The organism is Streptomyces sp. NPDC001401, from assembly GCF_042895385.1.
In the GTDB taxonomy this organism is placed as follows: Bacteria; Actinomycetota; Actinomycetes; order Streptomycetales; family Streptomycetaceae; genus Streptomyces.
Map to the genome: position 1 here is coordinate 1,218,616 of NZ_JBIAWI010000001.1, position 17,395 is coordinate 1,236,010.

At 71.1% G+C, this 17,395-nt stretch carries 14 protein-coding genes; 13 read left to right on the top strand and 1 reads right to left on the bottom strand.

Annotated features, from left to right (window positions below):
- Positions 1–6 precede the first annotated feature (6 nt).
- The 11 genes from ACFY10_RS05600 (at position 7) to ACFY10_RS05650 (ending at position 14,869) form a co-directional block, all read left to right on the top strand.
- Positions 7–948 carry a carbohydrate ABC transporter permease gene (locus tag ACFY10_RS05600; RefSeq protein WP_390663737.1) on the top strand — a complete coding sequence of 314 codons (942 nt, stop codon included), beginning with the start codon at positions 7–9 and terminating at the stop codon, positions 946–948.
- A 2-nt stretch (positions 949–950) separates the two neighbouring features.
- A complete protein-coding gene (locus tag ACFY10_RS05605; protein ID WP_390663738.1) occupies positions 951–1,844 on the top strand; it encodes a carbohydrate ABC transporter permease in 894 nt (297 codons plus the stop codon).
- Positions 1,845–1,851: 7 nt separating this feature from the next.
- Positions 1,852–3,117 carry a 6-phospho-beta-glucosidase gene (locus ACFY10_RS05610; RefSeq protein WP_390663739.1) on the top strand — a complete coding sequence of 422 codons (1,266 nt, stop codon included), beginning with the start codon at positions 1,852–1,854 and terminating at the stop codon, positions 3,115–3,117.
- Entirely contained in the window at positions 3,108–4,079 is a 972-nt protein-coding gene (locus ACFY10_RS05615) for an N-acetylglucosamine kinase (RefSeq protein ID WP_390663740.1), read from the top strand. Before ACFY10_RS05610 ends, ACFY10_RS05615 begins: the two co-directional genes overlap by 10 nt.
- A gap of 229 nt (positions 4,080–4,308) precedes the next feature.
- The gene (locus ACFY10_RS05620) at positions 4,309–5,763 is read left to right on the top strand and encodes a hypothetical protein (protein WP_390663741.1); all 1,455 of its coding nucleotides are present in this window, start codon (positions 4,309–4,311) and stop codon (positions 5,761–5,763) included.
- Positions 5,764–5,777: 14 nt separating this feature from the next.
- Complete coding sequence (locus tag ACFY10_RS05625; RefSeq protein ID WP_390663742.1) at positions 5,778–6,827, top strand: glutamate ABC transporter substrate-binding protein; 1,050 nt, start codon at positions 5,778–5,780, stop codon at positions 6,825–6,827.
- 65 nt (positions 6,828–6,892) lie between these two features.
- Positions 6,893–8,218, top strand: a complete 1,326-nt coding sequence (locus ACFY10_RS05630; RefSeq protein WP_390663743.1) for a hypothetical protein — start codon at positions 6,893–6,895, stop codon at positions 8,216–8,218.
- A 4-nt stretch (positions 8,219–8,222) separates the two neighbouring features.
- The gene (locus ACFY10_RS05635) at positions 8,223–10,718 is read left to right on the top strand and encodes a tetratricopeptide repeat protein (RefSeq protein ID WP_390663744.1); all 2,496 of its coding nucleotides are present in this window, start codon (positions 8,223–8,225) and stop codon (positions 10,716–10,718) included.
- Positions 10,719–12,053, top strand: coding sequence for a PP2C family serine/threonine-protein phosphatase (locus ACFY10_RS05640; RefSeq protein ID WP_390663745.1), 1,335 nt, complete (start codon positions 10,719–10,721; stop codon positions 12,051–12,053).
- A gap of 98 nt (positions 12,054–12,151) precedes the next feature.
- Entirely contained in the window at positions 12,152–13,498 is a 1,347-nt protein-coding gene (locus tag ACFY10_RS05645) for a VWA domain-containing protein (protein ID WP_390663746.1), read from the top strand.
- 87 nt (positions 13,499–13,585) lie between these two features.
- Entirely contained in the window at positions 13,586–14,869 is a 1,284-nt protein-coding gene (locus ACFY10_RS05650; protein WP_390663747.1) for an FHA domain-containing protein, read from the top strand.
- A 73-nt stretch (positions 14,870–14,942) separates the two neighbouring features.
- Here the strand turns inward: ACFY10_RS05650 and ACFY10_RS05655 are convergent, their stop codons facing one another.
- Positions 14,943–15,926, bottom strand: coding sequence for a methyltransferase domain-containing protein (locus ACFY10_RS05655; RefSeq protein ID WP_390663748.1), 984 nt, complete (start codon positions 15,924–15,926; stop codon positions 14,943–14,945).
- 124 nt (positions 15,927–16,050) lie between these two features.
- On the opposite strand from ACFY10_RS05655, the gene ACFY10_RS05660 reads away from it, so the two are divergent.
- On the top strand, positions 16,051–16,464 hold the full coding sequence (locus tag ACFY10_RS05660) for a globin (RefSeq protein WP_390663749.1): 414 nt from the start codon (positions 16,051–16,053) through the stop codon (positions 16,462–16,464).
- A gap of 178 nt (positions 16,465–16,642) precedes the next feature.
- On the top strand, positions 16,643–17,338 hold the full coding sequence (locus ACFY10_RS05665) for a FadR/GntR family transcriptional regulator (RefSeq protein WP_390663750.1): 696 nt from the start codon (positions 16,643–16,645) through the stop codon (positions 17,336–17,338).
- The last annotated feature ends 57 nt before the right edge of the window (positions 17,339–17,395 follow it).

The window sequence follows — 17,395 nt, forward strand, 5'->3', positions numbered from 1 at the left end:
CCGACGATGAGCACCATCACCCTGGCGTCGAAGCGCCGCAGGTCGGCGCTTCGTACTCTCGCCTTCATGTCGCCCTGGTTGATCGGCTTCGCGGTCTTCTTCGCGTATCCGCTGATCTCGACGGTCTATTTCTCGTTCATGCACTACGACGGCTTCAAACCGCCGACGTGGAGCGGAACGAAGAACTGGACGTACGTCTTCGAGCACTATCCGTTCTTCTGGCCGGCTCTGCGCAACACCCTCTGGCTGGTGCTGGTCATGGTGAGCCTGAGGGTCGTCTTCGGCCTCGGGGTCGGCATTCTGATCACCAAGATCAAGACGGGTACGGGAGTCTTCCGCACCCTCTTCTACCTGCCCTACCTCGCCCCGCCGGTCGCCGCGACGATGGCCTTCGCGTTTCTCCTCAACCCCGGTACGGGCCCGGTGAATTCGATCCTCGAAAAGGTCGGCATTCCGGCCCCGGGCTGGTTCAACGACCCCACCTGGTCCAAGCCCGCCCTCACCCTGCTCGCCCTGTGGGGCATCGGCGACCTGATGGTCATCTTCATGGCCGCGCTGCTCGACGTGCCCCAGGAGCAGTACGAGGCCGCGGAGCTGGACGGCGCGTCGGCCTGGCAGCGGTTCCGGTTCGTCACCCTTCCCAACATTTCGCCGATCGTCATGTTCGCCGTCGTCACGGGCGTGATCCAGACGATGCAGTACTACACACAGCCGCTCATCGCCGGGAAGGTCGCCTCGGGTGTGATCCAGGGCGCGGGCACCCAGTTCGAGCCCGGCTACCCCGAGAAGTCGACCCTCACCCTCCCCCAGCTCGTCTACAACCTCGGCTTCCAGCGCTTCGACTACGGCTCCGCGTGCGTCGTCGCCCTGGTCCTGTTCGCCCTGTCCATGGTGTTCACCGCGTTCCTCATGCGGCGCCGGGGCGGTCTCAACCTGGCAGGTGACTGACCATGGCCCAAGTACTGGACAAACCCGTGCAGTTGAAGGCACCGGTCTCCCCCGCCGAGCGCACGGCCCGCCGCAGGGCCGTACTCGAATGGGTCGCGATCCACTCCCTCGGCGTCGCGACCGCGCTCTTCTTCGTCCTGCCCTTCGTGTTCGTGTTCCTGACCTCGCTGATGAGCGACACCCAGGCACTCAGCCGGGACCTGATCCCGCACACCTGGGAATGGTCCAACTACAAGAAGGTCTTCGACACCCCGGGCTTCCTGACCTGGTGGAAGAACACCCTGATCTACGCGGGACTGGGAACAGTCCTGACAGTCGCGTCGTCGATCCCGGTGGCGTACGCGCTCGCCAAGTTCCGCTTCCGCGGCCGCAATCTGTCGCTGATGCTGGTGATCTCGATGATGATGCTGCCGCCGCAGGTGATCATCATCCCGATGTACCTGTTCTGGGCGAAGCAGCTGGACCTGTCCGGCACGCTGTGGCCGCTGATCATCCCGATGGCGTTCGGCGACGCGTTCTCCATCTTCCTGCTGCGCCAGTTCCTGATGACCATCCCGAACGAGTACCTGGACGCGGCGAAGGTGGACGGCTGCGGCGACCTGCGCACGCTCCTGAAGGTCGTCCTGCCGATGGCCAAGCCGGGCATCGCGGCCGTCGGCCTGTTCCAGTTCTTCTACGCCTGGAACGACTACTTCGGCCCGCAGATCTACGCCTCGGAGAACCCCGGCGCCTGGACCCTCTCCTACGGCCTGGAGTCCTTCAAGGGCGCCCACCACACCGACTGGAACCTCACCATGGCCGCGACCGTGCTGGTCATGGCCCCCGTGATCCTCGTGTTCTTCTTCGCCCAGAAGGCGTTCGTCGAGGGCGTCACGCTCACCGGAGTGAAGGGTTAAGCCACACATGAAACTCACCGTGGTCGGCGGAGGCTCGACCTACACCCCCGAACTCATCGACGGCTTCGCCCGGCTGCGCGACACCCTGCCCGTCGAGGAACTGGTCCTCGTCGACCCGGCGCCCGAGCGCCTGGAGCTGGTGGGCGGCCTTGCCCGCCGTATCTTCGCCAAGCAGGGGCACGGCGGCCGGATCGTGACGACGCACGACCTGGACGCCGGCGTGGACGGCGCCGACGCCGTGCTGCTGCAACTGCGCGTGGGCGGGCAGGCGGCCCGCGAGCAGGACGAGACCTGGCCGCTGGAGTGCGGCTGCGTCGGCCAGGAGACGACCGGTGCGGGCGGCTTGGCGAAGGCGCTGCGCACGGTCCCGGTGGTCCTGGACATCGCGGAACGGGTCCGCCGTACCAACCCGGACGCCTGGATCATCGACTTCACCAACCCGGTCGGCATCGTCACGCGCGCGTTGCTGCAGGCGGGCCACAAGGCGGTCGGCCTGTGCAACGTGGCGATCGGCTTCCAGCGGAAGTTCGCGGACCGGCTCGGCGTCTCACCCGCCGACGTCCACCTCGACCACGTGGGCCTCAACCACCTCACCTGGGAGACCGGCGTACGCCTGGAGGGCCCCGAGGGCGAGAACGTCCTGCCCAAGCTGCTCGCCGAACACGGCGACGCGATCGCCGCCGACCTGCGGCTGCCCCGGGCCCTGCTCGACCGCCTGGGCGTCGTCCCGTCGTACTACCTGCGCTACTTCTACGCGCACGACGAGGTCGTACGCGAACTGCGCACCAAGCCCTCCCGTGCCGCCGAAGTTGCCGAGATGGAACGGCACCTGCTGAAGATGTACGGCGACCCGGCCCTCGACGAGAAGCCGGAGCTGCTCGCCAAGCGCGGCGGCGCCTACTACTCGGAGGCCGCGGTGGACCTGGCGGCCGCGCTGCTGGGCGCAGCCGGCAGCCCCTACCAGGTGGTGAACACGTACAACCGGGGCACGCTGCCGTTCCTGCCGGACGACGCGGTGATCGAGGTGCAGGCCGCGGTGGGTCCGAAGGGGCCGCTCCCGCTGCCGGTACCGCCCGTCGACCCGCTGTACGCGGGCCTGATGGCGAACGTGACGGCGTATGAGGACCTGGCCCTGGAGGCGGCGCTGCGCGGCGGCCGCGACCGGGTCTTCCGGGCCCTCCTCTCGCACCCCCTCATCGGCCAGTACGAGTACGCAGACGCCCTGACCGACAAGCTGATCGCACACAACCGGGAGCATCTCGCGTGGGCATGACCGCACGTGTCCTCGCCGTCGACGCGGGCAACAGCAAGACCGACGTCGCGGTCGTGGCGGCCGACGGAACCGTCCTCGCAACGAGCCGCGGCGGCGGGTTCCGGCCGCCCGTGGTGGGCGTGGAGGCGGCCGTCGACAAGGTCGCCGACGCGGTGGAACGGGCCTTCGCCGCAGCCGGAGTGAGCTCGGTGGACCATGTCTCCGCCTGCCTCGCCAACGCCGACTTCCCCGTCGAGGAGGAGCAGTTGGCGGCCGCGCTGCACGCGCGCGCGTGGGGCGCGAGTGTCGAGGTCCGCAACGACACCTTCGCCATCCTGCGCGCGGGCATCACCGAACCCCGCGGTGTCGCCGTCGTCTGCGGCGCCGGCATCAACTGCGTCGGCATGCGCCCCGACGGCCGCACCGCCCGCTTCCCCGCGCTCGGCCGCATCTCCGGCGACTGGGGCGGCGGCTGGGGCCTCGCCGAGGAGGCCCTGTGGCACGCGGCCCGCGCGGAGGACGGCCGCGGCGACCCCACGGCCCTCGCGCACACGCTCCCGGCCCACTTCGGCCACGACACCATGCTCGCCCTCGTCGAGTCCCTCCACCTGGAGCAGGTGCCGACCGCCCGCCGCCACGAGCTGACACCCGTCCTCTTCGCCACGGCGGCGGACGGCGACCCGGTCGCCCGCGCGATCGTCGACCGCCTGGCCGACGAGGTGGTGACGATGGCGACGGTGGCCCTGACCCGCCTCGACCTGCTGGAGGAGGAGACACCGGTCCTGCTGGGCGGAGGCGTCCTGGCCGCCCAGCACCCCCAACTCAACGACCGCATCCGGGACTTGCTGGCAGCACGCGCCCCGAAGGCGGTACCCCGGGTGGTGACGGCGAGCCCGGTACTGGGGGCGGCACTGCTGGGCCTGGACCGGGTGGGCGCGGAGGCGGAGGTACACGAGAGGGTACGGGCACACTTCGAAGGCTGAACGCCGTCAGGTATTTTCAGCCCGTCCGGCGTTTGAGGACGAGGCCCCTCAAGGGCCGAAGCACCCCTCCCACCGACGGCAGCCCCCAGACGGAACCGAACTGATTCCCAAGACGTGTTCATGGGCAGGGGGTGGTACGGGATCCTGCAGCCGCCGGCAGGCAACCGGTGCGGATGTCAGTCCCGGCGGCGATACTTGCTGTGACGGATGACCATGGGGGAGGTCAAAAGTGACACACCCGCCGAAGAGCAGCGCGGCACGACCGGGCACCGGCATGCCCACGATGCCGTCCGTACCGCCGCAGCCGGACCGGCCCGTTCCCCCCACCCCGACGGGCCCCGCAGCCGTTCCCGACGCCGTCTCCGCACGCCGTACGGCCTTCGCGGAGGGCGTCGACCGGCTGCGCGAGGCCGCGACCACTGAGCCCGGGCGACTGCGCATCATCGGTGCGTTTCTCGCCCTCCTCGTCGTCGCGTTCGGCGCGGTCACCGCCTGGCAGATGACGGCCCGGGCGACGGCCGCCGACGACGTGCTCACCCGCAGCCAGCCGCTCAGCTCCGACGCCGCCGACATCTACCGCTCGCTCGCCGACGCCAACACGGCGGCGGCCAGCGGCTATCTCGCAGGCCCGCAGGAGAAGCCCGAGACGCGGCAGCGATACGAGGACGGCATCAGGAGGGCCGCGGAAAAGCTGGTCACGGCCGCCTCCAGCTCGAAGCCGGGGTCCGAGTCGGCGAAGACCATCGCCGATCTCAACAAGCTGCTGCCCCAGTACAAGGGCCTGGTCGAGACGGCCCGGGCCAACAACCGGCAGGGCTACCCGGTGGGCAGCGCGTATCTGCGGGCGGCGAACGAGCAGATGCAGAAGCAGATGCTGCCGAAGGCCGAGGCCCTGTACCAGAAGGAGAACCAGCGGCTGGGTTCCGACTACGCGGACGCGAAGTCGTTCCCGTGGGCCGCGACCGGCCTCGGCCTGCTCGCACTCGGCGGGCTGGCCTGGGCCCAGCACCGCAACTACCTGCGCACCAACCGGGTGTTGAACCACGGCCTGGTCACCGCCTCGGCGGCGTCCGTGGTGGTCCTGCTCTGGCTGGTCGTCGGCCACACGGTCGCCCGCACGGGGCTGAACGCCTCGTACGACCACGGCGTCCGCTCGCTGAACGTGCTGCACGACGCCCGCATCGCATCCCTGACGGCCCGCAGTGACGAGAACCTCAGCCTGATCCGCCGCGGCGCGGACACCAAGGTCGTGGGCGGAAATCCGGTGGACGCCTACGCCGCGGGGTACGACGAGCAGATCGGCGAGTTGGCGGCGTCGCTGACCAAGGCCGACGGTCTCGCGGACGACTCGGCGGGCAGGAAACCCGTCCAGGACGCGAACGGCTACATGAAGGCGTGGAAGGAACGGCACGGGGTAGCGCAGGGCCTGAACGACAAGGGTGAGTACCAGCAGGCCCGTGACAAGGTCATCGGCGTCGGCAAGGACCCGACGAGCGTGTGCTTCGACAATGTGGACATCGCTCTGGAGACGGCACTGAACCACGAGCAGACCGAGTTCAAGCAGGCCGCGGGCGACGGCCGGGACGCGCTGACCGGCCTGCCGTACGGGGCCGCGGTCCTCGCGGTGCTGGGTGCGGCCGGCGCGGTGGTCGGCATCGGGCGCAGGCTGTCGGAGTACCGGTGAGAGGGGGCGTGACGATGGATGCACACCGTCCGGCACAACGTCTGCGGACCGGCCTCCGGGGCTGGGGCGGGGTCGGCGCGATGGCTGCCCTCTGCGTCCTGGCTCTGGCGTTCGTGCTGCTGCTGCCCCTGACCCAGTCGAGCGGCACGGACGGCGCCGCGGGCAGCGGCGGCCAGGGCGTCGCCCAGGGCCTGCAGGCCAGGGCGGCGGCCAAGTGCGACAACCCGCAGGACCGCAGCCTGTCGCCGTCGGGCGACGACGGCGGCACACCGATCATCGACAGGATCAAGGCCCGCAAATACCGGCGCCTGATCGTCGGCATCGACACCAACAGCTACCGCTGGGGCTACCTCAACCCGAACAACACGTCCGGTGCGCCGGAGGGCTTCGACATCGACCTCGTCCACCAGATCGCCAAGGACCTCCTGGGCGATCCGAACGCGGTCTCGTTCAAGGCCATCCCGACCAGCCGCCGGATCAAGGCGATCCAGGACAACGAGGTCGACATGGTGGTCCGCACCATGACGATCAACTGCGACCGGATCAAGCAAGTCGCGTTCTCCGCGCCCTACTTCAGGACCGGCCAGCAGGTCCTCGCCCCGCGGACCTCGGCGATCACCGGGTACAACAAGACGCTCGCGCACAGGAAGATCTGCTCGGCGGACAGTTCGACGGCGCTGGAGCGACTGCAGGCGGACCAGGGCAAGGGCACCCTCCCCACCGGCGCCAACATCGCGACGGTGGTCCCCAACCAGCTCGACTGCCTGGTGAAGTTGCAGCTCGGCGAGGTCGACGCGGTCGTCACGGACGGCGCGCTCGCCGCAAGCCAGGCCGCACAGGACCCGACGGTCCAGCTGAAGGGCCCCCTGTTCACCGACGAGTACTACGGCGTGGCGATGAAGCTGGGTTCCAAGGATCTGATACGCCAGGTCAACCGGACCCTGCAGAACTACATCAAGGACGGCGACTGGGCGGCCTCGTACGAGAAGTGGCTGCACCCGACCATGGACCAGGGCGACAAGAAGTCGGCGTCGGCGACCCCTCCCGAAGCCCACTACAAGTGACCGACCATCAACTGACGGACGTACGACACAACACGACGGAACACGACAGCAGCGAGAGGTGATCGATGGGCGTCACGGACCCCGCCGGGCCGGTGATGGACCGGGACGAGGTGGACCGTGCGCTGGCGCGGCTCGGCGCGGAGCACGAGGCGATCGAGACCTCGCTCCTCGCCCTGCAGGACCACGCGGGCCGCAGACTCCTCGAGGGTGCGCAGTTGACCGGCATCACCAAGGAGCGGTGGGCTGCCGCGGAGGCGTCGATCACGCTGCTGTGGGCGTACTTCGACGCGTACACGGACGCGTTGCGCTCCGCCCGGGAGATCCGCTCGCGCCGCCGCTGGTCCAGCCGCGAGGACCTGGTGGAGCTGACGGAGCTGCTGCGCGGCGAGTCCGTCACGCTCGCGGGCTCGACGACGGCCACCGCGAACGCGCCGACGCTGCTGTCCGCCTCCGGCAAGCTCAGCCAGCACTTCTCCCTGGCCGCCCTGGTCGACCTGATGAACGAGCTGTACGCGTCGTCGCTGGACATGGTCGTCGCCGCCGACGCGGTCTGGTCGGCGCTGCCCGCCCGGATCGATTTACTGGCCGCGGAGCTCCAGCGCACCCGCGCACTCGCCCACTCCGTCGGCGTGCGCCCCGGCGAGCACCCGTCCGGCGACGACCTGGAGCGCATCACCCGCACCCTGACCGCCCTGCGCGAACAGGTGATCTCCGATCCGCTCGCGTACTGGCTTCCCGCGCCGGGGAGTTCGGCTCCCGGCGGCGGACGGCCGGACACCACGGTGTACGACCGGGAGGCGCGCGCCCTGGAGGAGGTGCGCCGGGAGATCGACGCCGTGCTCACCGTCCGGCAGGACGCGGAGCAGCGGCTGGTGAAGCTGCGGGACGTGCTCAGCCGCGCGGACCGCACGCTCGCGGAGGCACGCAACGCGCGCGGGGAGGTCCTTGCGAAGATCGCCGCCACGGAGGTGCCGGTCGTCAGCGGCCCGCCGACCGTGCTGCAGGAGCAGCTGGCGACGGCCGCCGAGTACCGCAGACACGCCCAGTGGCACCGCCTGTCCCCGCTCCTGGAGTCCCTGGAGCAGAAGGCGGACGACGAACTGCTGCGCGCCCGCGAGTCGTTGACCGCGGTCACCGCACCACTGGCGGTCCGCGCCGAGCTGCGCGGCCGCCTCGACGCGTACAAGGCGAAGGTCGCCCGGCTCGGGTACGCCGAGGACCCGTTCCTGATCGAGCGGTACGACGCGGCGCGCCGCATGCTGTGGAGCGCACCCTGCGACCTGCGCGTCGCCGAACAGGCCGTGCTGCGCTACCAGCAGGCGGCCGCCGAAGTGCTGGGCGCCCCGCGCGTACCGGGGCAGGGCGGGCCTCAGGACCGCAGGGGGGAGTGACGTCATGAGTCAGGCACAGCAGCAGTGCCAGCGGCCGGACTGCGAGGGCACGTACGAGGACGTGGGCGGCGGCGAGCTGTACTGCGACACCTGCGGCCTCGCGCCGGTCGTCTCGGCGAAGGGCATGGTGGGCTCGCCGGCCACCGGCATCACGGGCGGCGGCAAGGACTCGCAGGACAGCGGCAGTTCGCGGGCCGGCAGCCGCGGCAGCTCGCGTACGTCCTCGCAGTCGTCGAAGTCCCGGCGCTCGGTGTCGGGGCGGCTCTCGCGCTCCCTGTCGGGCAGGTCCACGGGCCGTTCGGTGTCGGTGCGCAGCTCCGGTTCGGGCACCAGCACCGGCTCCCGCGGCCGGCTGGGCGTGGGCCTGGTGCAGGTGCCGGACGTGCCGCGGCCGGACCCGCGCGCGATGGTGCTGGAGAACCCGGAGGTGCCCGAGCGCAAGCGGTTCTGCTCGCGCTCCGACTGCGGGGCACCGGTCGGCCGCTCGCGAGGTGACCGCGCGGGCCGCACCGAGGGCTTCTGCACCAAGTGCGGCAACCCGTACTCGTTCGTACCGAAGTTGAAGGCCGCCGACGTGGTGCACGGCCAGTACGAGGTCGTGGGCTGTCTGGCGCACGGCGGTCTCGGCTGGGTCTACCTCGCCGTGGACAAGGCGGTCTCCGACCGGTGGGTGGTCCTCAAGGGCCTGCTGGACACCGGTGACCAGGACGCGATGGCGGCGGCGATCTCCGAGCGGCGCTTTCTGGCCGAGATCGAGCACTCCAACATCGTGCGGATCTACAACTTCGTGGAGCACCTCGACCAGCGCACCGGTTCGCTCGACGGCTACATCGTCATGGAGTACGTCGGCGGCAAGTCCCTGAAGGAGATCGCCAACGATCGCCGCACCCCCGGCGGCAAGCGGGATCCGCTGCCGGTGGAGCAGGCCTGCGCGTACGGCATCGAGGCGCTGGAGGCGCTCGGCCATCTGCACAGCCGGAACCTGCTGTACTGCGACTTCAAGGTCGACAACGCCATCCAGACCGAGGACCAGCTCAAGCTGATCGACATGGGCGCGGTGCGCAGGATGGACGACGAGGAGTCGGCCATCTACGGCACGGTCGGCTACCAGGCGCCGGAGGTCGCCGAGGTCGGCCCGTCGGTGGCGAGCGACCTCTACACGGTCGCGCGCACGCTGGCCGTCCTGAGCTTCGACTTCCAGGGCTACACGAACGTCTTCGTGGACTCGCTGCCCGACCCCGACAACATCGAGGTCTTCCGCCGGTACGAGTCCTTCTACCGGCTCCTGGTCCGCGCCACCGACCCCGACCCGGCCCGCAGGTTCGCCTCCGCGCAGGAGATGGCGGAGCAGCTGACGGGTGTGCTGCGCGAGGTGGTGTCGCTGCAGACGGGGCGTGCGCGGCCCGCGCTGTCGACGCTGTTCGGACCCGAACTGAAGGTCACGGACACGGAGTTGTTCCCGAAGCTGGAGGGGGACGTGTCGCGGCTGGGGGCGCGGGCGGTGCAGCCGCGCAAGGTGCAGCAGCCGCAGCTGCCCGGGTCCGCGGGCGGCACCGCGGCCCTGGTCAAGCACGTCAACTCCCCCACCGCGGCCCTCGCCCTGCCCGTCCCCCGCGTCGACCCCTCCGATCCGAACGCCGGTTTCCTCGCGGGCCTGATGACGACCGCGCCGGCCGAGCTGCTCGGGGCGCTCGCCGCGGCTCCGGCGGCGTCGGTCGAGACCCGGCTCAGGCAGATCCGAGCCTGGCTGGAGAACGGCGACTCGGCCACCGCGCTCAACGCCCTGCAGACCCTGGAGACCGAGCGGCCCGACGACTGGCGGGTGGTCTGGTACCGGGGCGTGGCCGCGCTGGTCACCGGCGACCACGAGGGCGCCGCGCTCGCGTTCGACGCGATCTACGACGCGTTCCCCGGCGAGCCCGCGCCCAAGCTGGCGCTCGGCCTGTGCGCGGAGGTGCTGGGCCAGCTGGACAACGCGGCCGAGTACTACCGCCTGGTCTGGTCGACCGACCCCAGCTATGTGAGCGCCGCCTTCGGCCTGGCCCGCGTCCAGCTCGCGGCCGGGGACCGCCGCAGTGCCGTAGGGACGCTGGAGTCGGTGCCGGAGTCGTCGATCCACTACACGGCCGCGCGGGTGGCCGCCGTACGGGCGCGGCTGCGCGGGCGCACGGCGACCGCTTCCGACGTACCGTTCCTCGATGACCTGAGGGCCGCCGCCGTGCAGGTCGAGGCGCTGGAAGCGTACGGTCTGGATCCGGCGCGCCGGGAGCAGTTGTCGGCCGAAGTCCTCGGCTGCGCGCTGGACTGGATACTCTCCGGTGGCCGGGTCGCAGTGCCCGCCGAGCAGCGCGTGCTGCTCGGCAGCGACCTGGACGAGCGGGGACTCCGCTTCGGCCTGGAGCGCTCGTACCGCACGCTGGCCCGGCTGGCGCGGGGCGGCGAGGAGAGGATCGACCTGGTGGAACGTGCCAACCGTTACCGCCCCCGGACGTGGGTGTAGTTGATGTCGCAGATGCCCCAGCAGGCCGCCCTGTCGAACTGCCCGAGCTGCGAGTGGCCGCTCGAGTCGGGTGACCGTTTCTGCGGTGCGTGCGGATACGACCTGTCCGCAGTGCCCGCACGCCCGGACGACCACCCGACGATCGCCCTGAACGGCTCGGACCTGCAGTCGGCCGACGGCGGTGCGGCCTGGCCCGTCTCCGCCGGGCCGGGCGGCTCCGACACCCCGACGGCGACGCATCTGCCGACGGACCTGCACGGCACGGACCCGGGCGGCTCCCCGCTGCCGCCGGAGCAGCCCACGGGATCACCGGTGTCCCCGGCCTCCGGTGTGCGCTTCGACCGGCCGCCGGTGCCCGACGAGTACCCGTTGCAGGCCCCGGACCCGCGCGTCGCCGGTCTCGCCGCGCCCGCCGAGGAGGCCAAGCTGTGCGTGGCCTGCCGTGCGGGCCGCGTCGACAACGACGGCTACTGCGAGAACTGCGGGCACGCCCAGCCCCGGGAGCGCGACCACATGGAGCAGGAGTCCGGCCCGGTGGCCGCCGTCAGCGACCGCGGTCTGCGCCACCACCGCAACGAGGACGCGTTCGGCATCGGCACCGCCACACTGCCCGACGGCTCCCCCGCGTCCGTGGCGGTCGTCTGCGACGGCGTCTCCTCGGCGACCCGCCCCGACGACGCCTCGCTCGCCGCCGCCCGCGCCGCGGGCAATGCGCTGCTGGCCGCCCTGCCCCGCGGCACACACCCGCAGCAGGCCATGCACGACGCGATCGTCGCCGCCTCGCACGCCGTCAACGCCCTGGCCGACGAACCCGCCACCGCCCGCGAGCACACCCCGCACCAGAACGCCCCGGCCTGCACGATCGTCGGCGCGGTCGTGACGTCCGGGCTGCTGGTCGTCGGCTGGGTCGGCGACAGCCGCGCCTACTGGGTGCCGGTGGACCGCAGTTCACCCCCGGCCCGGCTCACCGAGGACGACTCGTGGGCCGCGCAGATGGTCTCCGCGGGCCTGATGAGCGAGGCCGAGGCCTACGCCGACGAGCGCGCCCACGCGATCACCGGCTGGCTCGGCGCGGACGCCTACGAACTGGAGCCGCACACCGCTTCCTTCAAGCCGGACCGGCCGGGTGTAGTGGTGGTGTGCACGGACGGACTGTGGAACTACGCGGAGGCGGCCGAGGAGATGGGCGAGGTCGTGCCGCCCGACGCCGCCGTACGTCCGCTGCACAGCGCCCGTGTGCTGGTCGGTCACGCCCTGGACGGTGGGGGCCACGACAACGTAACAGTGGCCGTCGTGCCGTTCCCGGCCGTGCCTCAGGGGGCAGGATCGGCCTGAGGCCGCATACGGGGAGGCCTCAGCGGACCGGAGGGGACCGGTCCGCATACAGTCGTCGCCCCGCGAACGCGGGGTTTTCGAGGGGGATTTGAGTACGCATGGCCAATTTCTCGAAGTCCAACGTGCCGCAGTTCTCGATGGACGTGTACCAGAACGAGTACCTGCCGGAGGGCGGCCGCGAGGTCAACGCGATCGTCACGGTCACCGCCACCGGCGGCGGCACCGTCGGCAGCGCGGTCGCCGCGCCCCACCTCTACGCGCCCGGGCAAGGCCCGTCCGCCGGGGTGGCGATCATGGTCGACTGTTCCGGCTCGATGGACTATCCGCCGACCAAGATGCGCAACGCCCGCGACGCGACGGCCGCCGCGATCGACACACTGCGCGACGGGGTGCACTTCGCGGTGATCGGCGGCACGCATGTCGCCAAGGAGGTCTACCCGGGCGGCGGGCGCCTCGCGGTCGCCGACGCCGCCACCCGCAGCCAGGCCAAGGAGGCTCTGCGCAAGCTGAGCGCGGGCGGCGGCACGGCCATCGGGACCTGGCTGCGCCTCGCCGACCGTCTGCTCTCCTCGGCCGAGGTCGCCATCCGCCACGGCATCCTGCTCACCGACGGCCGCAACGAGCACGAGTCGCCGGAGGACCTCAAGGCCGCCCTGGACTCCTGTGCCGGACGGTTCACCTGTGACGCACGTGGCGTGGGCACCGACTGGGAAGTGAAAGAAGTCACAGGGATCGCCTCCGCCCTGCTCGGCACCGCCGACATCGTCGCCGACCCGGCCGCGCTGGCCGCCGACTTCACGCAGATGATGGAGACGGCCATGGGCAAGGAGGTCGCCGACGTCGCTCTCAGGCTGTGGACGCCGGTCGGCACCGCCATCAAGTTCGTCAAGCAAGTCGCGCCCACCGTCGAGGAGTTGACCGACCGCCGCACCGAGGCCGGCCCGCGCGCCGGGGACTACCCCACCGGCTCCTGGGGAGACGAGTCCCGTGACTACCACGTATGCGTCGAGGTCCCGTCCGCGGGCCTCGGCCAGGAGATGCTCGCCGCCCGGGTCTCCCTGGTCGTCCCGCAGCCCGACGGCAGCGCGCAGAACCTCGGCGCCCAGGGCCTCGTCAGGGCCGTGTGGACCGACGACATGGTGGCGTCCACCTCGATCAACCCCCAGGTCGCCCACTACACCGGGCAGGCCGAACTGGCACAGGCCATCCAACAAGGGCTGGATCTTCGCAAAGCGGGCGATATGGATGGAGCAACGGCCAAACTGGGCCGGGCCGTTCAGCTCGCCAGCGCCTCCGGAAACGCGGACACTGCGAAACTGCTTGCGAAGGTGGTGGACGTGGTCGACGCCGCGACAGGTACTGTGCGACTGAAAGCGAAGGTCGAGGAGGCCGACGAGATGACTCTCGAGACACGGTCGACAAAGACTGTTCGTGTAAAGAAGTGACGTAGAAGTTCAGAGAAGTGACGTGAAAGTTCGCCGACAAGAACTTTCCTGAACAGAGTTTCCTGAAAGAGAGGGGGAAGCGCCGACATGCCGACCTGCCCGAACGGACACCAGTCGGGTTCCGACGACTGGTGCGAGGTCTGCGGTCACCGCATGGCCGGTGCCGTGCCTCCGCCCCCTCCCCCGCCGCCCCCGCCCGGCGGCGGCTACGGCTTCCCGCCGCCCGGCCAGGGCCCTCAGCCCGGCGGCCGTCCGCCGCTGTCCGCGGTGCCGGACTACGAGCCGGAGCTCTGCCCGCAGTGCCGTACGCCCCGTGAGGGCGGTGCGCCGTTCTGCGAGGAGTGCCGGTGGAACTTCCTGACGAACACCGCGACCTCGTACACCCCGGCCGCCCCGCGCCCGCCGGCGCCCGGCCCCGGCGGACCCTTCCAGCAGCAGCCGCCGCCCGGACCGTCGTACGGCGGCGGCGGCTCGTACGAGTACCAGGGCTCGCGCCCGTCCCAGATGAACCGGCCCGCCGAGCCGATCCCGCCGGGCCCGCCCTTCGGCGGTGAGCCCTCGGGCCCGCCGAGCCCCTTCAGCACCGAGCCGTCCGGTCCGCCGAGTCCCTTCGCCGACCGGTCCGGCTTCGGCCCCGACCCGTCGCGTCCGGTCCCGCCGCCGCCCGGGCCCACGCCGCACGCGGGCCCCGGTGGTCCCGGCGGTCCCGGTGGCGCCCCGCAGGCGTTCCAGCAGCCCGGTCCGCCGGCCCCGCCCCGCTTCCCGCAGGAGACGGGACGTCCGCCGCAGACCGGCGGTCCGTCCTTCGGCGGCGGTGACGACGACTGGGTGATCTCCCCGCCGTCCGGCGGCCCCGGCGCCGGCGGTCCCAGTCAGGGCGGTGGCTACGGCTATCCGCAGCCCGGCCCGACCCAGGCGCCCCCGCCCCCGCCCGGCCAGGGCTTCCCGCCGCCGCATGCCGGTCCGGCGACCTGGACGGCCACCATCGGTCCGGACCGCGAGTACTTCATGGCGATGATGCAGCGCTCCGGCCCCGAGGCCGCGGGCCTCAACCTGCCCGCGTACTCGCCCGAGCAGCAGCGCACCCTCAGCGGCAACCAGATCACCATCGGCCGCCGCCGGCACTCCACCGGCGACACCCCCGACATCGACCTGGCGGTGCCGCCGGAGGACCCGGGCGTCTCGCACCAGCACGCGGTGCTCGTGCAGCAGCCGGACGGCAGCTGGGCGGTCGTCGACCAGAACTCGACGAACGGTACGACCGTCAACGGCTCCGATGAGCCGATTCAACCTTTCGTGCCGGTACCGTTGCAGGACGGGGATCGGGTGCACGTGGGTGCGTGGACGACGATCACTATTCGCCGCGGGTAGCCGGCACCGTTGCAGGGTGCGGCGCCGTCGTGGTTGATCGCGCAGTTCCCCGCGCCCCTCAAGGGCGGCTGAATCACCGGAGGGGCCAGATGTACGGTCCCTCCGGATCGTCCAGCCATGCCCACTCCTGCTCCTCGCTGACCGTGATGCCGTAGCGCTCCCGCTGTGGCTGTCCCTCGCGCTCCCACAGGGCGAACGCCTCCTGTGGGTCGAGGCTGCCGCGGGTCAGGGCCAGTAGGAACCGGAACAGTTCGTGGTCCCGGAAGCGGCGTGGAATGGCGCCCAGGTGTGCCGTTCCCGGTTCGGGGCGGGTCTCGCCGCGCAGCGGCACGAAGTAGGCGGGCGTGTGCAGGAAGCGGCCCTCGGCGTGTGTGGTGTCCCGGACCGTCAGGGCGATCAGGCCGGTGGCGAACGGCGCCAGGATGCGGGCGCCGGGGCCGCACTGGGCGAGCCAGGCGCGCGGGATCGACGTCAGGGTGCAGGTCGCGATGATCCGGTCGTAGGGGGCGCGTTCGGGGACCCCGCGCGCGCCGTCGCCGGTGACGACGGCCGGGTGGTACCCGGCGGCGGCCAGGTGCTGCCGGGCCGACTCGGTGATCTCCGGCTCCAGATCGACGGTGGTGACCAGGTCGTCGTCACCGAGCCGGTGGGCCAGCAGGGCCGCGTTGTAGCCAGTGCCCGCGCCGATCTCCAGGACCCGGTTGCCGTCCTCGACCCTCAGCTCGGCCAGCATCTTCGCCATCAGCGACGGCTGGCTGCTGGAGGAGACCAGTTCGCCGTCGCGCAGCCGCGTGGCCAGCGGGGCGTCCTCGTAGGCACCCCGCATCCAGCGCTCACGCGTCCGCGGATCCGGGCTCTCGCCCCACCGCCGCTCATAGCCGCCCACGGCCCCGACGTAGTAGTACGGCACGAAGACATGGCGCGGCACCGCCTCGAACGCCTCCCGCCACACCGGGTCGTCGTCCCAGGCCCCGCTCGCGTCGATCTCCCGCACGAGCGCCGCCCGCGCGGTGACGGCGAGGTCGTCCAGATCCTTGTCGAGAGCAGCTGCGCCCATACGTCCACTCTCCTGCGGGACGGGGCACGAGGCGAGTACCGGAGCCGCCAGATCCGGAATGTCCACTTCCCGGGCGTGGGGCGGGGACCTAAGCCTCAAGTCCTCCTCCGCGCGGTCTGAGAGCATGGGGAGCGTGAATGAGATTCGGCGTGGCACGCTTCAGGAGCAGACCTTCTATGAGCAGGTCGGCGGGGAGGAGACCTTCCGCCGCCTCGTCCACCGTTTCTACGAGGGTGTGGCCGAGGACCCGGTGCTGCGGCCCATGTACCCCGAGGAGGACCTCGGCCCGGCCGAGGAGCGCCTCACGCTGTTCCTGATCCAGTACTGGGGCGGCCCGACGACGTACAGCGACAACCGCGGCCACCCCCGGCTGCGCATGCGCCACGCCCCCTTCACCGTGAACCGCGAGGCGCACGACGCCTGGCTGAAGCACATGCGGGACGCGGTCGACGAGCTCGGCCTGTCCGAGGAGCACGAGCAGCAGCTGTGGAAGTACCTGACGTACGCCGCCGCCTCGATGGTGAACACCCCGGACTGACTGATCACCCGCCGTAACCAAACAGAAATCCGGCGAGGGTGTTGACGCCCTCGCAGGCCGGTGTCATGGTTACGGCCATCAAGACATCAGATGTCTGACGTCAGATATCTGACCCAGTTCGGTTCGAGCAACTGGTTCGGATAACTTCAGACGGTTCGAACGCTGAGGAGGCCCAACGATGTCGCTCTCCGAAGACCTCGCCGAGCGCCTGCTCAGCGCGATCATCGACGGCACATACCCGCCGGACGCCGCTCTCCCCCCGGAGGGCGAACTCGCCGAGCAGTCCGCCGTGAGCCGGCTGACGGTGCGCGAGGCGGTCAAGCAGCTGCGTGCGCAGAACGTCGTACGCGTGGTGCGCGGCCGCGGCACATACGTGAACCCGCCGGACCGCTGGACGGCTCTGGAGCCGGTGGTGCGCGCCGCCTCCCGCTCCTCCCACACATCGCTGTCCCAGCAGCTCATCGAGGCCCGCCGGCTGATCGAGAACGGCGCGACGGAGCTGGCCGCCGAGCGCCGCGACGAAACCCACCTCGCGGAACTGCGCGAACACCTCGCCACCATGCGGGAGGCGGCCGACGAGGCCGACACGGAGAAGTTCGTCCAGGCCGACATCGACTTCCACGCCACGGTGATGCGGGCCACGGGCAACCTCTTCGTCCCCCTCCTCTTCGAGCCCTTCGGCGCCCTCCTCGCCGAGGGCCGCCGCGAGACCTCCGCGGTCCCGCAGATCCGGGTCAACGCCATCGCCCATCACGAGGCGGTTCTGGCGGCCCTGGAGTCCGGCGACCGGCACAAGGCCCGCGAGGCGATGAACGCCCACATGAACCAGACGGCGGACGACTACCGCAGGCACGTGGTGAAGTCCGCCGAGTAACCACCCCTCCCCGCCCCAGCACCCCAGGAACCGCCATGTCCCTACCCCGTCACGCCC

Coding starts and splice junctions, on each gene's coding strand:
- ACFY10_RS05600 (WP_390663737.1), top strand. CDS start 7: ATGAGCACCATCACCCTGGCGTCGAAGCGCCGCAGGTCGGCGCTTCGT.
- ACFY10_RS05605 (WP_390663738.1), top strand. CDS start 951: ATGGCCCAAGTACTGGACAAACCCGTGCAGTTGAAGGCACCGGTCTCC.
- ACFY10_RS05610 (WP_390663739.1), top strand. CDS start 1,852: ATGAAACTCACCGTGGTCGGCGGAGGCTCGACCTACACCCCCGAACTC.
- ACFY10_RS05625 (WP_390663742.1), top strand. CDS start 5,778: ATGGATGCACACCGTCCGGCACAACGTCTGCGGACCGGCCTCCGGGGC.
- ACFY10_RS05630 (WP_390663743.1), top strand. CDS start 6,893: ATGGGCGTCACGGACCCCGCCGGGCCGGTGATGGACCGGGACGAGGTG.
- ACFY10_RS05635 (WP_390663744.1), top strand. CDS start 8,223: ATGAGTCAGGCACAGCAGCAGTGCCAGCGGCCGGACTGCGAGGGCACG.
- ACFY10_RS05645 (WP_390663746.1), top strand. CDS start 12,152: ATGGCCAATTTCTCGAAGTCCAACGTGCCGCAGTTCTCGATGGACGTG.
- ACFY10_RS05650 (WP_390663747.1), top strand. CDS start 13,586: ATGCCGACCTGCCCGAACGGACACCAGTCGGGTTCCGACGACTGGTGC.
- ACFY10_RS05655 (WP_390663748.1), bottom strand. CDS start 15,926: ATGGGCGCAGCTGCTCTCGACAAGGATCTGGACGACCTCGCCGTCACC.
- ACFY10_RS05660 (WP_390663749.1), top strand. CDS start 16,051: ATGGGGAGCGTGAATGAGATTCGGCGTGGCACGCTTCAGGAGCAGACC.
- ACFY10_RS05665 (WP_390663750.1), top strand. CDS start 16,643: ATGTCGCTCTCCGAAGACCTCGCCGAGCGCCTGCTCAGCGCGATCATC.